The sequence below is a fragment of the Pseudomonas sp. R9.37 genome, assembly GCF_963878885.1.
Taxonomy (GTDB): Bacteria; Pseudomonadota; Gammaproteobacteria; order Pseudomonadales; family Pseudomonadaceae; genus Aquipseudomonas.
In genome coordinates, this window is sequence record NZ_CAWNZA010000032.1 from 348,516 (window position 1) to 364,618 (window position 16,103).

Here is a 16,103-nt window from a genome sequence, read left to right on the forward strand (position 1 = left end):
GCAAGCTGCTACCGGCACCGAACAATGACTCAATCCAACAAGAACTATCGGCCCCTGCGCCTTGCATCGTGGGCGCTCGGCCTGCTGTGCACCGCCACCCTGGGCTTTTTTGCCTGGCAAAGTTTCTACCCGGTGCGCGCCGCCGATTCGTGGAGTTACCAGGTTTTGCACACCGATGTGGCCAAGGCGGCGTCGTTGATGCCGATGGCTGACGGCTCGTTGATGGTCACCCAGGAACTCAAGGACGGGCTGGGCAGCATCGTGCACATCCGGCTGGATGGAACGCGCGACGTCGTGCTGGGCAACCTGTCCAAACCCGACGGAATGTTAGCCACGCGAGGCGGCTGGGTGTTCAGCCAGGAAACCGGCAACGCCCCCGTCAGCTTTCTCAAGGACGGCGCGGTCACCGAATTGTTCAAAGGCGAAAACGTGCAGGGCCTGTGGGATGACGGCGACTACCTCTATGCCATCGAAGACCGCAGCCATGCAGGACGCCTGCTGCGCTATCGCTGGAGCGACCAGAGCATAAGCGTAATACGCGAGGGCCTGGACCAGGCGGAGTCGATTATCCGCTGCACGGATGGCCGCATGCTCCACACCAAAAAGAAAGAAGGCATGGTGCGCGAACTGACCGCCGACGGCAGTGACCCGGTGGTACTGGCCAAACTTAACCAACCGACCTTTTTGATGTGCGATGAGCGGGGCCTGTGGGTCAATGAAGATTCCACCCACCGCGCACGCTTGTTGCTGATCGACAAACAGGGGCGCCAGCAGACGATTCTGTCGTTTTTGAAGGCGCCGCAATCGATTGTGCGAACCGCAGACGGCACTTACCTGGTGGCCGAAGGTGGACGCAATCGGGTACTCAAACTGGTGAACAACGCGCTGGCGGCGGCCGGCGACGGCCACAAGCCCTGACGCCGCCCCGAGACAGACCGAACAGCGGCTACTGGCAAGTGCCGCCTTTGTGGTGCGAGCCCGTGCCGCCCACCGGATGCGTGCCCTTGGGGCACGCCGCCGCGAACATCGGGGTGACCATCAAGACCACCAGTAACCCAACCAACGAAAGCTTTTTCATACGACCCTCCGTGACGATCACGACGCGTGATGGCACAAAGATATCACGCATCCACGGAAGTTATCGCCTGCGCATTACACCCACGCCTTGGCGCCGCTGAAAAACGCCTGCGCATTGCTGTCCAGTGTTTCCAGGTGATAGCCACCCTCCTGCACAATCACGCAGGGTAAGCCCAACTGCCGGACGCATTCGCCCAAGCGCGCAAACCCTTCACGCGTCACCGCCACTTTGCTTTGTGGGTCGAGTTCGTAGATATCGAACCCCAAGGACAACACCAGCACATCCGCCGAGAATGCCTTGACCGCCGCCAAGGCCAGCGCCAGCTTTTCGAAGAACACCGCTTCGCTGGCGCCATGGGCCATAGGCAGGTTGAGGTTAAAACCTGCACCGCCAGCCGCGCCGCGCTCGTCGGCAAAGCCTGCGACGCCCGGGTAGAAGTTGGTCGGGTCGCCGTGGATCGACACATACAGCACGTCGTCACGGTCGTAGAAAATCTCCTGGATGCCTTGGCCGTGGTGCATGTCGGTGTCCAGCACGGCCACGCGCGCAAAGCCTTCGCGCAGAACCTGAGCGGCCACCGCCGCATTGTTGATGTAGCAGAAACCACCCGCCGCATCGTAACGAGCATGGTGGCCCGGCGGGCGACACAGCGCATAGGCCGCCGGCGCGCCGTCAACGATGTGCTTGGCGGCGGCGACGGCACTTTGCGCCGACCAGTACGCCGAACGCCACGTCAACTCGCCGACCGGGCAACTGCCATCCGCCAGGTAATGCGCAGCTTGGGCGAGGATGCCGCGCAGGGCGTTGGGTTCGCGCACGAAGATATTCGACATGACTTCGTCGCCCCAGTCTTCGGGGATCTCCTTCCAGCGTGAATGCGCTTCCTGCAAAAACGTCAGGTAAGGCGCGCCGTGCACACCCAGCAATGGTTCAAGGCCGTAGTCAGCAGGCGGCTGGATATCGAAGCCCAAGGTCTGTGCGGCCAACAGCAAGTTGCGCGCGCGCTCGGGGACTTCCTGGGGCGTGCGCATCTGGCCGCGGGAGTAGTAGCTGCGCGGGTGATGCAACAGTTGTTCGGGGTGGAAAAACGTACGCATGAGATGCTCCTGTATAAACACCCAACCTGCAGGCGCTGGCGTGCCGGCGCCTGCATTCGAATCTGGTCAGACGTTAGCGTTGAGTCGTTGATCAGCTTGGCCTGCGCGCTGCAACACGGCGTTAAGCAGCACATCGGTGCCTTGGCGCACATCCTCGGGCAGCACGTCTTCAGCTTCGTTATGGCTGAGTCCACCGACACACGGGATAAAAATCATCGCCGTCGGGCAGTACCGTGCCAGGTGAATGGCATCGTGGCCGGCGCCGCTGACAATGCGTTGCTGGCTGTAGCCCAAGGCATCCACCGACGACTGCACGCACGCCACACAATCGGCATCGAACGGCGTTGCCGGGCTGATCCAGTGCCCACTGATGCTGACCGTCAGGCCGCGCTGCTGGGCGATGGCGTGCAGGCGCGCGCGCACCTGTTGCTCCATGGCTTCAATGTCGGCGTCGCGGTGATGACGCAGGTCGACAGTGAAGGTCAACAAGCCGGGAATGGTGTTGCGCGACGACTTGCTGATGCTTAACTCGCCGACCGTGGTCAGGCCTTCGGGGGCGAAATCGGCGGCGAGGTTTTCCAGCGCCTGAATCATTTTTGCCGCGCCATACAGCGCGTCCTTGCGCAGGGGCATCGGCGTGGTGCCGGCATGCGCGGCCACGCCTTGGACCCGCACGTCGAGCCAGCGGATCGCCTGGCCACCGGTCACCACGCCAATGCTCTTGGCGTTGTCCTCCAGGATCGGGCCCTGCTCGATATGGGCTTCAAAATACGCGTCCACCGCGCCACCCAGGGGTCGCTCGCCGTTGTAGCCGGTGCTGCGCAAAGCCTCGGCCACGCTGATGCCGGCGCCATCGGTGGTGGCCAGCGCCTGGTCGAGTGCCAGGCTGCCGGTGAACACGGCCGAGCCGAGCATGGCCGGGGTAAAACGGGCGCCCTCCTCATTCGTCCACACCGCGATTTCCAGCGGCTTACGGGTTTGAATGCCGTGATCGTCAAGGCTGCGGAGCACTTCCAGGCCGGCCAGCACGCCGTAAACCCCATCGAACCGCCCGCCTTCCGGCTGCGTGTCGAGGTGGCTGCCCATCATCACCGGGGCTGCGTCCTTGTCGGTACCGGCGCGACGGGCGAACAGGTTGCCGATCGCATCCACGCTCAACGTCAGCCCGGCGGCGTTGCACCAATGGCTGAACAGTTCACGACCCGCCTGGTCTTCGGCACTCAAGGCCAAACGGCAACTGCCGCCACGCGCCGTGGCGCCGATCTCGGCCATGGCCATCAGGCTCGCCCACAGGCGTTGGCCATTAATCTTCAACATTACGCACGCTCCATTAAACGCTGTGGGCCATTTCAAGACGGTGGGCGGTGGCGTGGCGGCGCGACAATGCCAGTACGCACACCAACGAGACCGCAGCGATCAGGCTGTAAAACACTGCCATGGGCCACCATTGGCCCTGGTATTCGTGGGCCAGCCACGTACCGATCAACGGCGTCAGGCCACCGGCCAGCGCACCGCACACCTGGTAGGCCAGGGAGATCGCGGTGTAGCGCACGCGGGTTTCAAACAGGCCGCTGACAAACCCGGCGATCACCGCGTAGAACGAGGCCATGCACACCACAGCCAGGGCGATGCCGAGAATGATCAACGGCGCCTGCCCGCTGCTGACCAGTACGAACATCGGATAAGGCGAGGCCATCGCCAGTACGGTCATGGCGCACAGAAAACGCGTGGCCCCAACCTTCTCGGCCACCCAGGCAGCCAGTGGCTGAATGCAGAACTGGATGATGGCGACGACAAACAGGCATTCCAGAATCAGCGAACGTGGCAGGCCCAGTTGCTGAGTGCTGTAGGCAATCATGAAGGTGTTGGTGAAATACACGCCGGCAATGCCCAGGGTGTTGGCGCCGATGCACAACAGCAATGGGCGCCAGGCGGTTTTCAGCACTTCGATCACGGGCGCCTGGTCTTTCTGGATCGCCCGCGCTTTTTCGGCAATGGCCTTGTCTTCAAGGAACTCTGGAGACTCGTTGACCCCCAGGCGAATCGCCAGGCCGACGATCAACAGCAAGGCGCTGGCCAGAAACGGCAGGCGCCAGCCCCAACTGAGCAAGTCCTCTTCCGGCAACCGGGTGACCGCACTGAACGCCAGCAGCGACAGGATCAAACCCGCCGGGCTGCCCAGTTGAGCGAAAGACGCAAAGAAGTTTCGACGACCTTTCGGCGCATGTTCGCCGGCCATCAACACCGCACCGCCCCACTCACCGCCCACGGCGATGCCTTGCACCACGCGCAGCAGCACCAGCAATACCGGCGCCGCAACACCAATCTGAGCGTAGGTCGGCAACAGGCCGATGCACACGGTGACCACGCCCATCATCACCAAGGTGATCACCAGGGATTTCTTGCGGCCGATGCGGTCACCGATATGCCCGAACACAATGCCGCCCAACGGCCGCGCGAAGAAGCCCACGGCGAACGTGCCGAACGCCGCCATGGTGCTGAACAGTTTGTCGTCGGAAGGGAAAAACAGTTGGCCGAACACCAGCGCGGCGGCGGTGGCGTAGATGTAAAAGTCGTACCACTCGATCATGGTGCCGATAAAAGCGGCGGCCGCGGCACGGCGCGGCTGCGGCGAAGCGGAAGGCTTCATGGGGCTGGCTCCTTTGGTTATTTTTTTGGCAGGAGAATGTCGAACGCACGCGCTCTGATGGCGCTTGTTGGGGGTGATTTATCGTCGCGGGGCTATGATTAGTCAATTTTCTATTTATTATTCCGATTATAAATCCTGCTTATTATCGAGCTGCGCCATGCCCGAATTTCGTCGCGACAGTCACCCTCTGCTCAACGACCGACTGGACTGGAACCTGCTGCGCACCTTCCGTGTCATCGGCCAGGAACTGAGCATCAGCCGCGCCGCTGCGCGCCTGCACCTGACCCAACCGGCCATCAGTCAGGCGCTCAAGCGCCTGGAAGAACAACTGGGCTGCCAACTCATCGCCCGCCGTGGCCCGCGCTTCGCGCTCACCGAAGCGGGTGAACAGATCTTCACCATCGCCGGCGAGATGTACGGCCAGGTCTCGCAGATGAGCAATGCGCTGCAAAAACCCGGCGATGAAGTGCTCGGCAAAGTGCGCTTGCTGATGATCAGCCGGATCAACTCGGAGACCTTCGACGACTTCCTTGCCGCCTTTCACCGTGAGCATCCACGCGTGGACCTGGAGGTTGAAGTGATGCGCAGCTCGGACATCGTCGCCGCCCTGCTGGAAAAAACCGCAACCCTGGGCCTGAGCCTTAATCGCCGGCCACAGCCACGCCTGGAACAGCACCTGTTCCTGCGCCAGCGCTATGCGTTTTTTTGCGGGCGCCACCATCCGCTGTTCGGGCGCACCGGCTTGGCGGAAGGCGATTTGCAGTCGGAGAATTTTGTAAGTTTTACCAGCGACCAGATTGGCGGCATGTTGTCGCCGCTGACGATCTTTCGTGACCAGCAAGGGTTCAGCGGGCGCATCGTGGCGTCGTCATCAAGCCTGGAAGAGGTGCGACGCCTGGTGATTGCCGGTTTTGGCTTAGGCTGTTTGCCGATTCATGTGGTGGCCGACGATGTGAAGCACGGACTGCTGTGGCGGCTACCGCCGGATGACGGGATCGCCGATGTGGACATTCATCTGCTGTGGAATCGCGAGCAGAAGATGAGCCGGGCGGAGACGGTGTTTATCGAGCGTCTTTCGGCTCGGCTGGCGGGCGCTGCTGAGGATGCCAGTCGCTGATTTCAACCCGCCAACGCCCGCTCGACGCCGCCAGCTATGGCCTGCAAATCGTCGAAAGGGTTTCGACCGATCAGCATGAACCCATGGGACAGGTTGGCCCAATACACCACATTCAGGCCTCGGCGCTGCTCCGTCGCGACGGGCTGAGCGCCTCTTTTACTGGCCGTGATGCACAAGGCCAGTGGCCCGTGGCGCGGGTCCAGGTAGGTCAGTTGACCGATCAGGGCGCCGTCATAATCGAGGATCTGCGCGCGCCGAAACTCGGCACCGGGCAGCTCTACCGCGCCAAGGGTTAACGGCAGGCCCAGTTGTGCGCCCACGGAGCGCAGTTGGGCGGCCTGCGAAGCGGGGTCGGCGCTGAGGTTTTCCAGGGTCTGCGGCGTGTACAAGGCCATGTACTCGGCAACCGAGGCGCGCCAACCTTGGCCAGACTCCGCCCGTGGCCAGCTCATGAACACGCGGTCGGCGACCACACCGGCAACGGCAAACCCCGCCGCCACAGCCAGGAACCGCCGGCGACTCAAGGCGGGAGCCTGTACCGGTGGCAGCGCCTTGAGCATGGCCTGCAGGCGTTCGCTGGGGGCTTGGTCAAGCATCGCTTCGAACGCGGCCTTGAAGGGTAAATCGGCGCACTGCAAGGCCTCAACGCGTGCAGCAAGTGCCGGGTTAGTGCTGACCTGATCGGCGATAAGCCGATGCTGCCGAGCCTCCAGTTCGCCATCCAGGTAAGCCACCAACAGTTCATCGGACACTGGGGTTGTGTGCGTCATCGCTGTGCTCCGCTGACTTGATCCTGCCGGTTTTTTGCAGGGGCGGTCTCTGCCAGCTTCAAACGCGCGGCCGCCAGCCGGCTCATTACGGTTCCCACGGGAATACGCAGGACTTCGGCAATTTCCTTGTAGGAAAGCCCTTCGACATACGCCAAAAACACCGTTTCTCGCTGCGCCTCGGGCAAGCCGTTGACGCGTTTGATCACCTGCGCGGCCAACACCTGTTCCTGCGCCTGGCGTTCGCCATCGAATGACAACGCCTGTTCGGCATCGATAAAACCCTGGCCCTGACGCACCCGTTGCGAGCGCACTTCGTTGAGCCAGATGGAATGCATGATCGCCAGCAGCCAACGGTCCAACCGCGTGCCGGCCGCGAACTGGCCGGCACGCTCCAGCGCGCGGACGCAGGTGGCCTGCACGAGGTCTTCGGCCAGGTGCTTTTGGCGCGACAGCACCCACCCGTATCGCCACAAACGCGGCAACAGCAGGCCTAACTCGCGACGAAATTCAGCCTCGTGGGTAATGGCTGCCCCCTGCTCGCGCACTCGGTGGATTCAAGCCTGTGGCGCAGCGGCAATCGCTTCGGCCAGGTCTTCGTATTCTTCGCAGGTGGTGCTGCACAGGGCTTTGATTTTCACCAACTGCTCCTGCGCCAGGTCGACGCGGCCCTTGATCACGTAAGCCTCACCCAGGTACTCGCGAACCTGGGCGTAGTTGGGATCGAGCGCGACCGACTTCAGGTAATAACCGATGCCTTCATCGGTGCGCCCCAGTTTGCGCGTGGCATAACCGCGGTAATTGAGGGCCTTGGCGGTGTTCGGGTTTTGCAGGGTGTCGAGCAAGGCCAGAGCCTCGTCGTAGCGCCCATCTTTGGCCAGGCGGTAGGCGTAGTCGGTGCGGTCGGCATCCGAGGTGGCTTTGCTGGTTTGCAGCACGCATTTTGCGGTCTTGGTGTCCCAGACCTGGCCTTTGGGGCAATTGGGCTTGGGCGGTGCCGACTCGTCACCAGAGGCGTGGGCCTGGCCTGCGAGTAACGCAGCAGCCAGGCATGCGCCGTAGAACAGCGCGGTGCGGTAAGTAACGGGGTGTGGGTGGCGGTTTTTCATGGCGGTCATGCTCCGTAGCGATTGGGAGGAAACATCACTTTTGAAACACATTGCGTGAACCCGGCAGCATGCGGCGCAGCGTGCTGTCGCCCAGTACACAGTGATGCCAGAGCGCAGCCGCGGCATGCAGGCCCGCCAGCAGGATGATCGCCCAGGCCACGTTGTTATGCAGGCCGCCCAGGGTGCCGCGCCATTGGTGATCGATCACAAAGGGCGCAGGAACCGGGAACAGCCCGAAAAAGTTGAAGGGTTCACCTTGAGCCCAGCGAAACACAAAGCCCAAGGCAATCTGCGCCAGCAGCAACAGGTACAGGCAACCATGCGCCATTTTTGCGAACAGGTTAAGCGTTGGGTGACTGTCGGCCTTCGGGCGATTGCCGCCGAACACACGCCATACAATTCGCACCACGATCAACAGGGCCATGGCGATGCCGAGCGAGATATGCACCGATTGCAGGCCCTTGCGCAGCGGCGTGCCCTTTTCGAGGTTTTCCCAGATGTGCGCACTGGCAAACATGAAGATCACCACGGCGGCGGTGAGCCAGTGCAAAGTGCGGGTCAGGCGGTCGTAGCGGTCGGCTTGGCGGTTCATGGGCGTTCTCTGGGTGGTCTGTGAGGTGAACACCGCAGCGGCCCAGGTTATTCGGTGAGGCGCGAAAAATTTATTCGAAGAGGACGTGGCGAGGATTTTGGCTATGTACAGGGACGAAGCGGCGCCAGCGTTTTGCGGGGTGCATAGCCATCACCCTGACGAGCATCGCGGGCTAAATCAGATTATTGCGCCTGGCAATATCCGCCAGGTCCACCACCGATTTCACATTGAGCTTGGCCAGCAAACGCGCTTTATAGCAACTCACCGTCTTGCTGCTGAGCAAAATATTCTGGGCAATGTCCTTGTTACTCATGCCTCGGGACAACTGCTGAAATACCGAGAGTTCACGGTTGGACAGCGAGGCGATCAACTGCGCTTCATCCACGGCCAATGCGCGCTTGCGCGAAAATGCCACCACCGTCTCCGGGTAATAGACATAGCCCTTCATCACGGTTTTCATGGCCTGGGCCAGTACGCTCAGTTCATCGGTCTTGCTGATGAAGCCCGAAGCCCCGGCGCTGATGCAACGCGTGGCGTAGTGCTCCGAGGAAAGCGAGGTGAGGACGATGATCCGAGTGTTCACCTCAAGCGCACGGATTCTTTCGATCACCGCAATGCCGTCCAGGCGCGGCATGGTGATGTCCAGCAACATCAGGTCCGGGGTCAGTTGACGGACCTGGCTGATGGCATCGACGCCATTGTCGGTCTCGCCCACCACTTTATAACCTTCCTCACTCACGAGCGTACGCAGCGCGGTCCTGATAAAAGGGTGGTCATCGACCACCAGGACTTTATACATCTGCAGCTTTCCTCGGGAATTAGTCGGGCTTTGTCGGCAATAATGCCGACAATGTACCATAGTGCTTTAGTGCCACTACCCAATTCCTGACAGGCTACTCAGTGGATGGACATTGGCGCTGTGCGCATAAAGCGCCGCCGTTGCGCCCTCTCTTCTACGCATTAAGGACCTTTGATTTGAAGTTGTTCGCAGCCCTGCTGGCGTTATGGGCGAGTGCTCACATGGCATGGGCGGCCGATTCGCCCGTCACGTTAACCGTGTTGGGCCGGTCCAGCGTGCAGGAGGGCCAACTGCATTTGAGCCCCGCCGATCTGACGTGGCTGACTACGCAAAAACAGCTGCGTGTCGGCACGTCCGAGCCCGACTATCCGCCCTTTGACATCACCAACCACAGCAACGAATTCGAGGGCATCAGTGCGGACTACCTGGCGCTTATCGGTCAACTGCTGTCGGTACAGATCCAGGTGCAGCGCTACCCCAACCGCGGTGCGGTGATCCAGGCGCTCAAACGCGGAGAGATCGACCTGCTGGCGTCGGCCAACGATTTTGAACGCGCAGACCCGGACCTTCGCCTGTCCGAACCCTACACCCTGGACCAGCCGACACTCGTGGCGCGCACCCATGATTCACCGCTGCTGGACCCCACCCTGGCGGGTAAAACCGTGGCCATGGTCGAACACTATTTGCCGCTGAGTACGGTTCAGGCGTTTTATCCGGACGCTACGTTCACGCTGTACCCCTCGATCCTCAACGCCGTAGGCGCAGTGGCGTTTTCCAAGGCTGATGTTTACCTGGGGGACTCGGTCAGCGCCAGTTACCTGATCAACAAGAGTTACTTGAATAACGTGCAACTGGTGGATTTCTCGCGCATGGAAGTCAATAACTTCTCGTTTGCCGCCACTCGCCAGAACAGTGAACTCCTGCACCTGATCAATGCGGCGCTGCAAGCCATTCCCGCCAGTGAACAGATGGCCATCGCGCGCCGTTGGAACGCCGGTGGCGTGAGCATCTCGGGTACTCACCAGGTGCAATTCAGCGTCGAGGAACAGCGCTGGCTGGCGCACCATCCGCGCCTGAAAGTGGCGGTCAATGAAGACTTCTTGCCCTTCACCTTTTTTGATGAGCACGACCGTTTCCGTGGCCTGAGTGCCGACGTGATGGCCAAAATCAGCCTCAGGACCGGGTTGAAATTCGACCCGCAAAAAGGCGGCTCGGTGGACGCGATGATCACCCGTGTCAACCACGGGGAGGCTGACATGCTGGCGGCATTGACTCCAAGCTTTGATCGCGAACAGCGCGTCAGTTTCAGTCGGCCGTACCTGTCCACCCCGTTTGTGCTGGTCACGCGCAACCACGCCGACAGCTCGAACAACCTGCAGGATTTGTCGGGCAAACGCCTGGCGATCATCAAGGGCAACGCCAGCCGGGAGCTGATTGAACAGCAGTTTCCGCAGGTGCGCATTGTCGAAGCGCAGAGCCTCGCCGATGCGTTTTCAATGCTCGCCAAAGGCAGTGTCGAGGCCTGTGTCAGCACCCTGGTGAGCGCACGTTATCTGATTGCCCGAAACTACCCCGACCAGTTGAAGATCAGCGCAACCGTCGGCGCCCGTGCTGCGCAGTTGGCGTTTGCGGTGGATCACACCTCGCCGATATTGCTCTCGATCCTCAACAAGTCGCTGCTGAGCATCTCGCCTGAGGAAATGGACGAACTGACCAATCGCTGGCGCAGCCCGGTGGTGCTCGACGACAGCTACTGGAGCAAACACCGGGCGGCAATCCTGCAGGGCTTCGCGCTGGCAGCCGTGCTGCTGCTGAGTGCGTGTGTATGGATTGTGTTGCTGCGCCGCCAAGTGCTGCGCCGCAAGCTCGCCGAGCGAGCACTCAGTGCCAGGCTTGAATTCGATCGTGTGCTGATCAACGGCATGCCCCACCCTACTTACGTAAGGGATCGCCAGGCTCGGTTGCTGGTGTGCAACAAGGCCTATCGCGAGGTTTTTGGTGTTGAGGACGAGCGACAGTTGCTCGGCACCACCGTGATGCAAAGCCTGCTCTCCAGCCAGGAGCAGGCCCTGGAATACCACCGCGACTACCTCGCCGTCATGGACGCCGACGAACCCTTGCTGCGTGACCGGCAGATCGTCCTGCGCAGCGGCGAAGTGCTCACCATCTATCACTGGATCCTGCCTTTTCGCGGCAGCGAAGGCCGTGTCGACGGCCTGATCGGTGGCTGGGTCGACGTCAGTGACCGCCAGCGCCTGGTCGAACAACTGCACGCCGCCAAGCAGGAAGCCGATAACGCCAACCGGGCCAAAACCACGTTTCTGGCGACCATCAGCCACGAGATCCGCACCCCGATGAACGCCGTGCTCGGCATGCTGGAAATGGCTGCGCGCAAGTCTGAACACGGCATTTTCGACCGCGCCGCCATTGATGTTGCGTCGGGCGCTGCCAGGGAGTTACTGGCGCTGATCGGCGATGTCCTCGACATTGCCCGCATCGAATCCGGTCGCCAAAGCCTGACGCTCGAGAGCGCCAACCCGCACCTGTTGTTGAACGCGGTGACGCGCGTGTTCGACGGCCTGGCGCGCGAAAAGGCCATCGCGCTGACGCTGGAGATTGATCCGGCCGTCAACCGCCATGTGCTGATGGATGCCCTGCGCTTCAAACAAATTATTGCCAACCTGTTGAGCAATGCGATCAAGTTCACCGCCGTGGGTGAAGTGCGCATCAGCGCCCACGCGCAACCGGCTGACGCCACCCAGCCGATGCAGTTATCGGTGAGTATCGTGGACACCGGCGTGGGCATCTGCGCGGCCGACCAGCGGCAATTGTTCGCGCCGTTCAGCCAGGCCGGCAATCAGCAGCAAGGCTCCGGCCTGGGGCTGGTCATCAGCCGGTCGTTGATCGAAATGATGGGCGGCAGCCTGGTGTTAACCAGCGCTCCCGGCAAAGGCACGCAGGTCACGGTCAAGCTCGCTCTGCCTGCCGCAGACGTTCCTTCACCGCAGGACGACGTGCCGCTGGAGATGACGCCGGGCCTGGCGCTAAGCGTATTGATCGTGGATGACTACGCCGCCAATCGCCTGGTGCTGTCACAACAACTGGCCTATTTGGGCCACGACGTTCAACACGCCAGCGACGGCGTCCAGGCGTTGGCCTTGTGGAATGCGCAACCGTTCGATGTGGTGGTGACAGACTGCGACATGCCAGGCATGAACGGCTATCAATTGGCCCAGGCGATTCGCCAGGCGGAGCAGTCCAGAGGCGAACCTGGTTGCTTGTTGCTGGGGTTCACCGCCAACGCCGTCGCCGAAGAAAAACAGCGCTGCCTGGCGGCCGGCATGGACGACTGCCTGTTCAAGCCCATCAGCCTGGAACAACTGAGTGCACGGCTGCAGCCACTGCAAACCGAATACTTCGACAACGAGGCGAGCACGGAGCTGACCGCAGCCTCACTCGATGCCCATCTGAAAACGCTGGTTCCGGGCAAGTTATCGGCGCTGCAAACCGTGCGTGAAGAGCTGCTGTCGAGCACCCGCGCCGACCTGCAACAGCTCACCGAACTGCTGGCGTGCGACGACCGGCAGCATTTGGCTCACGTGGCTCATCGGGTCAAAGGTGGGGCAAGGCTTATCCGCTACGAACAGCTGATCCTCACCTGCGAAAACCTTGAAGCCCACTGCGCAAATGGCGCAGCGCGAGCCGAGCTGATGGCCTCGACCGCCGCCCTGCAAACGTGCATGCGGCAGCTGCTGACGCTGCTGCAGGAGGACTCCGCGCAGGAGTAAGCGCCAACCAGCTTAAGAAATTTCTTGCAAAGACGTAAGGTGTTTCGCCATTAAAAGGCCACCATCTTTTGGCAAGCTAGCGTCTGAGAATTTCGATGAGCTATTCAAATGCCACTGTCCACCCTTCGCGTCCTGATCCTGGAGGACCAGCCCGTACAGCGCCGTTACGCCGTGACGCTCCTCGCTCATCTGGGCTGTACCCGCATTCTTGAAGCCTCGGACGGCGGGGAGGCGCTGCAGTTGCTGCAGAGCAACGGGCCGGTAGACATCGCCTTCTGCGACATCTGCATGGAGGGCATGGACGGCATTACCTTCCTGCGCCGCGCAAGCCAACGGCACGCGCTGAAGTCGGTGGTTATCACCAGCAGCATCGCGTTGGACGTGCGCCAAGCCATCAGTCATATGGCGACACTGCTCGGTCTGCGGGTACTCGGCCAGTTGTGCAAACCGCTGCACGAGCACGAGTTGAAAAGACTGGCAGGCAAGTACCTGGACGACGACTCGCACCCAGCCTGCCCGCTGCACGTTGCCGGTGAGACCAACGAACATCAGGTGCTCAGCGCACTCGAGAACGGCGAGCTGGAGGTCTTCTATCAGCCAAAATTCGACATCAGGACATTGCAGGTCACCTCGGTGGAGGCGCTTGCTCGCTGGAATCATCCTGAGCGGGGCATCTTGGCACCCGCGTCATTTATTCCGGTACTGGAACGGCACGGCCTGATGGACAGTTTGCTGTATCGCCAGATCGATCACTGCCTGACGCTGCGCAAGCAAGCACTGGCCTCTGAGGTGTCGCTCACCTTCGCGGTGAATGTCAACGCGAGCCAATTTGCCAACCCGCAGATGAGTGCGCACGTGGCCCTGCTGCTCAAGCGCTTCGACGCGCCCGGTTCCAGCCTGTCGTTTGAGATGACCGAGACCGGCACACTCGACCCAGGCTCCATCAGCCTGGAAAACATGGTGCGCCTTCGCATGATGGGCTGCGGTTTGTCCATCGACGACTTCGGCGGCGGCTATTCGTCATTGCAGCGCCTGTGCAGCCTGCCGTTCAACGAAATAAAAATACAGGCCGAATTTATTCGCGACCTGTCTTCGGAGCCGCGCAGCCGTGCAGCGATCTCGAGCGTCTTGTCCCTGGCGCGCGAGCTGAACATTGGTGTGGTGATTGAAGGCATTGAAACCGTTGAACAGCGCGACATTCTAATAACCCTGGGCTGTGAAACGGGCCAGGGCTACCTGCTTGCTCGCCCAATGCCGGCACACACCCTATTGCCATGGCTGATCGGCAGAAAAGCCATCACGCAGCGCCTGGGATGACGCTCAACACCGGTCAGCACCGCTGACTGGCGCCTTATAAAACATTCAAACCAACAGAGGGTGCAGCCATTGCCTCCTGCGCTTTCGCGTGGACAACGGCGTGCTGCAACCGCTCTTTTTTCCTGTGACCGGGGGAGTTCATGAGTTTAAGAAAGATGAAAATAGCGTTGCGTTCGGCCTTTGGCTTCGGCCTGGTCGGGCTGCTCGTGGTATTGCTGGGCCTGTTCTCTTTGAGCCAGATGCGCGACATGGCCAGCGAGTCGGATGAAGTCGACAAAAACTGGTTGCCCAGCATCCTCGCCTTGGGCGACCTGCAAACCGCCGTGTCCGAGATCCGCGCCGCGACCTACCGGGTGATGTTGGTGGACAGCGCCGAGCAGGTAAAGGCCAGCCAGCGGGCTTTTTCGCAGCTGCGCCAACAGATTCAGGCCGACAACGCGCAGTACGCAAGCAAGCTCACGGTGGACGCCGAGCGAGTCACGTTCGAACGTTTCAAGTCGGCCCAGGACCAATACCTGCAGGTCCAGCAACAGGTATTGGCCCTGGCCGCCAACGGCGAACGCTCACAGGCGATCGCGCTGCTCAATGGCGAACTGATCGCCCTGGGCGACAAGCTTGGGACCGAGCTGGCGAACCTGCTGTCGATCAATATTCAGGAAGCCGACGACGCGGCCACGAGCTCCGACGCCACGTACCACGGCGCAGTGAAATGGGTATTCATCGCCATGGCACTGGCGACATTCCTCACCGCACTGCTGGCCACGCTGTTTACCCGCAGCATCGTGCTGCCATTGCACCAGGCGGTGCGTATCGCCGAGCAAGTGGCCAAGGGCGACCTGACTGTGTCGATTGTGGTGGACGGCAACGACGAGCCTGGGCAGCTGTTGCGTGCGCTGGAAACCATGCAGTCGGACCTTCGCGAAACCATCCACCAGATTACCGACTCGTCCAATCAACTGGCATCCGCGGCGGAAGAACTCTCGGCGGTCACCGAGGAGTCCACACGGGCCTTACACGAACAGAACGGTGAAATCGAACAGGCCGCCACGGCGGTCAACCAGATGACCGCAGCGGTGGATGAGGTCGCACGCAACGCCATCAGCACTGCCGACGCCTCCCGAGACGGTGATGCCATGGCAGGCAACGGTCGCGGCCACGTCATGGACACCGTGGAGTCGATTGCTTTGCTGGCCGAGGAAGTGACGTCGGCGACCGAAGAAATCCAGAGCCTGGCCGACAGTGTTCAACACATCACCAAAGTATTGGACGTGATCCGCGCCATTGCGGAACAAACCAACCTGCTGGCCCTGAACGCGGCCATTGAAGCCGCCCGCGCCGGTGAGGCCGGACGCGGTTTTGCCGTGGTGGCCGACGAAGTCCGGGCCCTGGCGCATCGAACCCAGCAGTCGACCCAGGAAATCGAGCAGATGGTCAGCGGGGTGCAGAAGGGTTCGGCCCAGGCGGTATCGGTGATGCACAGCAGCAATGAACGCGCACGCTCGACACTGACGGTGGCCCACTGTGCGGGCGAGTCGCTGGAGCGGATCACCCATGCAATCACCCGCATCACCGAAGGCAACCTGATCATCGCCAGCGCTTCCGAAGAGCAGGCGCAGGTGGCCCGGGAGGTGGATCGCAACCTGACGAATATCCGTGATCTGTCGGCCCAGACGGCCGCCGGGGCCAACCAGACCACCGCCGCCAGTCAGGAGCTTTCGCGCCTGGCGGTTGACCTGAACACAATGATTGCGAAGTTCGTGGTTTAAGCCCGCCGCAAGCTGCTGGAACA

14 protein-coding genes and 1 pseudogene are annotated in these 16,103 nt (G+C 61.3%); 6 read left to right on the top strand and 9 right to left on the bottom strand.

The window, feature by feature from the left end; genetic code table 11:
- The first annotated feature begins 24 nt into the window (after positions 1–24).
- A complete protein-coding gene (locus tag AACU78_RS17420; protein WP_177410077.1) occupies positions 25–918 on the top strand; it encodes a hypothetical protein in 894 nt (297 codons plus the stop codon).
- A gap of 28 nt (positions 919–946) precedes the next feature.
- Here AACU78_RS17420 and AACU78_RS17425 read toward each other — a convergent pair whose 3' ends face one another.
- The 4 genes from AACU78_RS17425 to AACU78_RS17440 form a co-directional block, all read right to left on the bottom strand.
- A complete protein-coding gene (locus tag AACU78_RS17425) occupies positions 947–1,078 on the bottom strand; it encodes a hypothetical protein (protein ID WP_256586935.1) in 132 nt (43 codons plus the stop codon).
- A 74-nt stretch (positions 1,079–1,152) separates the two neighbouring features.
- Positions 1,153–2,175 (bottom strand): histone deacetylase family protein, encoded by a 1,023-nt coding sequence (locus tag AACU78_RS17430; RefSeq protein WP_106576995.1) that lies wholly within the window; start codon positions 2,173–2,175, stop codon positions 1,153–1,155.
- A 66-nt stretch (positions 2,176–2,241) separates the two neighbouring features.
- Positions 2,242–3,492: a Zn-dependent hydrolase gene (locus AACU78_RS17435; RefSeq protein WP_106576996.1), complete on the bottom strand. Its 1,251-nt coding sequence runs from the start codon at positions 3,490–3,492 to the stop codon at positions 2,242–2,244.
- A 13-nt stretch (positions 3,493–3,505) separates the two neighbouring features.
- Positions 3,506–4,825, bottom strand: coding sequence for an MFS transporter (locus AACU78_RS17440; protein WP_106576997.1), 1,320 nt, complete (start codon positions 4,823–4,825; stop codon positions 3,506–3,508).
- Between the two features lie 157 nt (positions 4,826–4,982).
- On the opposite strand from AACU78_RS17440, the gene AACU78_RS17445 reads away from it, so the two are divergent.
- Complete coding sequence (locus AACU78_RS17445) at positions 4,983–5,942, top strand: LysR family transcriptional regulator (RefSeq protein ID WP_106576998.1); 960 nt, start codon at positions 4,983–4,985, stop codon at positions 5,940–5,942.
- 2 nt (positions 5,943–5,944) lie between these two features.
- On the opposite strand, the gene AACU78_RS17450 is transcribed toward AACU78_RS17445, so the two are convergent.
- From AACU78_RS17450 to AACU78_RS17470, 5 genes are all read right to left on the bottom strand, one after another.
- Positions 5,945–6,712, bottom strand: coding sequence for an anti-sigma factor family protein (locus AACU78_RS17450; RefSeq protein ID WP_106576999.1), 768 nt, complete (start codon positions 6,710–6,712; stop codon positions 5,945–5,947).
- Positions 6,709–7,194 (bottom strand): RNA polymerase sigma factor, encoded by a 486-nt coding sequence (locus AACU78_RS17455; protein ID WP_106577297.1) that lies wholly within the window; start codon positions 7,192–7,194, stop codon positions 6,709–6,711. Before AACU78_RS17455 ends, AACU78_RS17450 begins: the two co-directional genes overlap by 4 nt.
- 72 nt (positions 7,195–7,266) lie before the next feature.
- Positions 7,267–7,818 carry a tetratricopeptide repeat protein gene (locus AACU78_RS17460; protein WP_177410078.1) on the bottom strand — a complete coding sequence of 184 codons (552 nt, stop codon included), beginning with the start codon at positions 7,816–7,818 and terminating at the stop codon, positions 7,267–7,269.
- Positions 7,819–7,852: 34 nt separating this feature from the next.
- Positions 7,853–8,410 (bottom strand): cytochrome b, encoded by a 558-nt coding sequence (locus tag AACU78_RS17465; RefSeq protein WP_106577000.1) that lies wholly within the window; start codon positions 8,408–8,410, stop codon positions 7,853–7,855.
- 172 nt (positions 8,411–8,582) lie between these two features.
- Positions 8,583–9,209, bottom strand: coding sequence for a response regulator transcription factor (locus AACU78_RS17470; RefSeq protein WP_106577001.1), 627 nt, complete (start codon positions 9,207–9,209; stop codon positions 8,583–8,585).
- Between the two features lie 176 nt (positions 9,210–9,385).
- On the opposite strand from AACU78_RS17470, the gene AACU78_RS17475 reads away from it, so the two are divergent.
- The 4 genes and pseudogenes from AACU78_RS17475 (at position 9,386) to AACU78_RS30105 (ending at position 16,080) form a co-directional block, all read left to right on the top strand.
- Entirely contained in the window at positions 9,386–12,997 is a 3,612-nt protein-coding gene (locus AACU78_RS17475; RefSeq protein ID WP_256586936.1) for a transporter substrate-binding domain-containing protein, read from the top strand.
- Between the two features lie 108 nt (positions 12,998–13,105).
- Entirely contained in the window at positions 13,106–14,314 is a 1,209-nt protein-coding gene (locus tag AACU78_RS17480; protein WP_106577002.1) for an EAL domain-containing response regulator, read from the top strand.
- A gap of 155 nt (positions 14,315–14,469) precedes the next feature.
- Positions 14,470–15,225 (top strand): annotated as a pseudogene (locus AACU78_RS30100) (MCP four helix bundle domain-containing protein); the annotation flags it as partial.
- Complete coding sequence (locus AACU78_RS30105) at positions 15,217–16,080, top strand: methyl-accepting chemotaxis protein (RefSeq protein WP_371924122.1); 864 nt, start codon at positions 15,217–15,219, stop codon at positions 16,078–16,080. The pseudogene AACU78_RS30100 and the gene AACU78_RS30105, both read left to right, overlap by 9 nt.
- Positions 16,081–16,103: the final 23 nt, after the last annotated feature.

Coding starts and splice junctions, on each gene's coding strand:
- AACU78_RS17420 (WP_177410077.1), top strand. CDS start 25: ATGACTCAATCCAACAAGAACTATCGGCCCCTGCGCCTTGCATCGTGG.
- AACU78_RS17425 (WP_256586935.1), bottom strand. CDS start 1,078: ATGAAAAAGCTTTCGTTGGTTGGGTTACTGGTGGTCTTGATGGTCACC.
- AACU78_RS17430 (WP_106576995.1), bottom strand. CDS start 2,175: ATGCGTACGTTTTTCCACCCCGAACAACTGTTGCATCACCCGCGCAGC.
- AACU78_RS17435 (WP_106576996.1), bottom strand. CDS start 3,492: ATGTTGAAGATTAATGGCCAACGCCTGTGGGCGAGCCTGATGGCCATG.
- AACU78_RS17440 (WP_106576997.1), bottom strand. CDS start 4,825: ATGAAGCCTTCCGCTTCGCCGCAGCCGCGCCGTGCCGCGGCCGCCGCT.
- AACU78_RS17445 (WP_106576998.1), top strand. CDS start 4,983: ATGCCCGAATTTCGTCGCGACAGTCACCCTCTGCTCAACGACCGACTG.
- AACU78_RS17450 (WP_106576999.1), bottom strand. CDS start 6,712: ATGACGCACACAACCCCAGTGTCCGATGAACTGTTGGTGGCTTACCTG.
- AACU78_RS17460 (WP_177410078.1), bottom strand. CDS start 7,818: ATGAAAAACCGCCACCCACACCCCGTTACTTACCGCACCGCGCTGTTC.
- AACU78_RS17465 (WP_106577000.1), bottom strand. CDS start 8,410: ATGAACCGCCAAGCCGACCGCTACGACCGCCTGACCCGCACTTTGCAC.
- AACU78_RS17470 (WP_106577001.1), bottom strand. CDS start 9,209: ATGTATAAAGTCCTGGTGGTCGATGACCACCCTTTTATCAGGACCGCG.
- AACU78_RS17480 (WP_106577002.1), top strand. CDS start 13,106: ATGCCACTGTCCACCCTTCGCGTCCTGATCCTGGAGGACCAGCCCGTA.
- AACU78_RS30105 (WP_371924122.1), top strand. CDS start 15,217: ATGCAGTCGGACCTTCGCGAAACCATCCACCAGATTACCGACTCGTCC.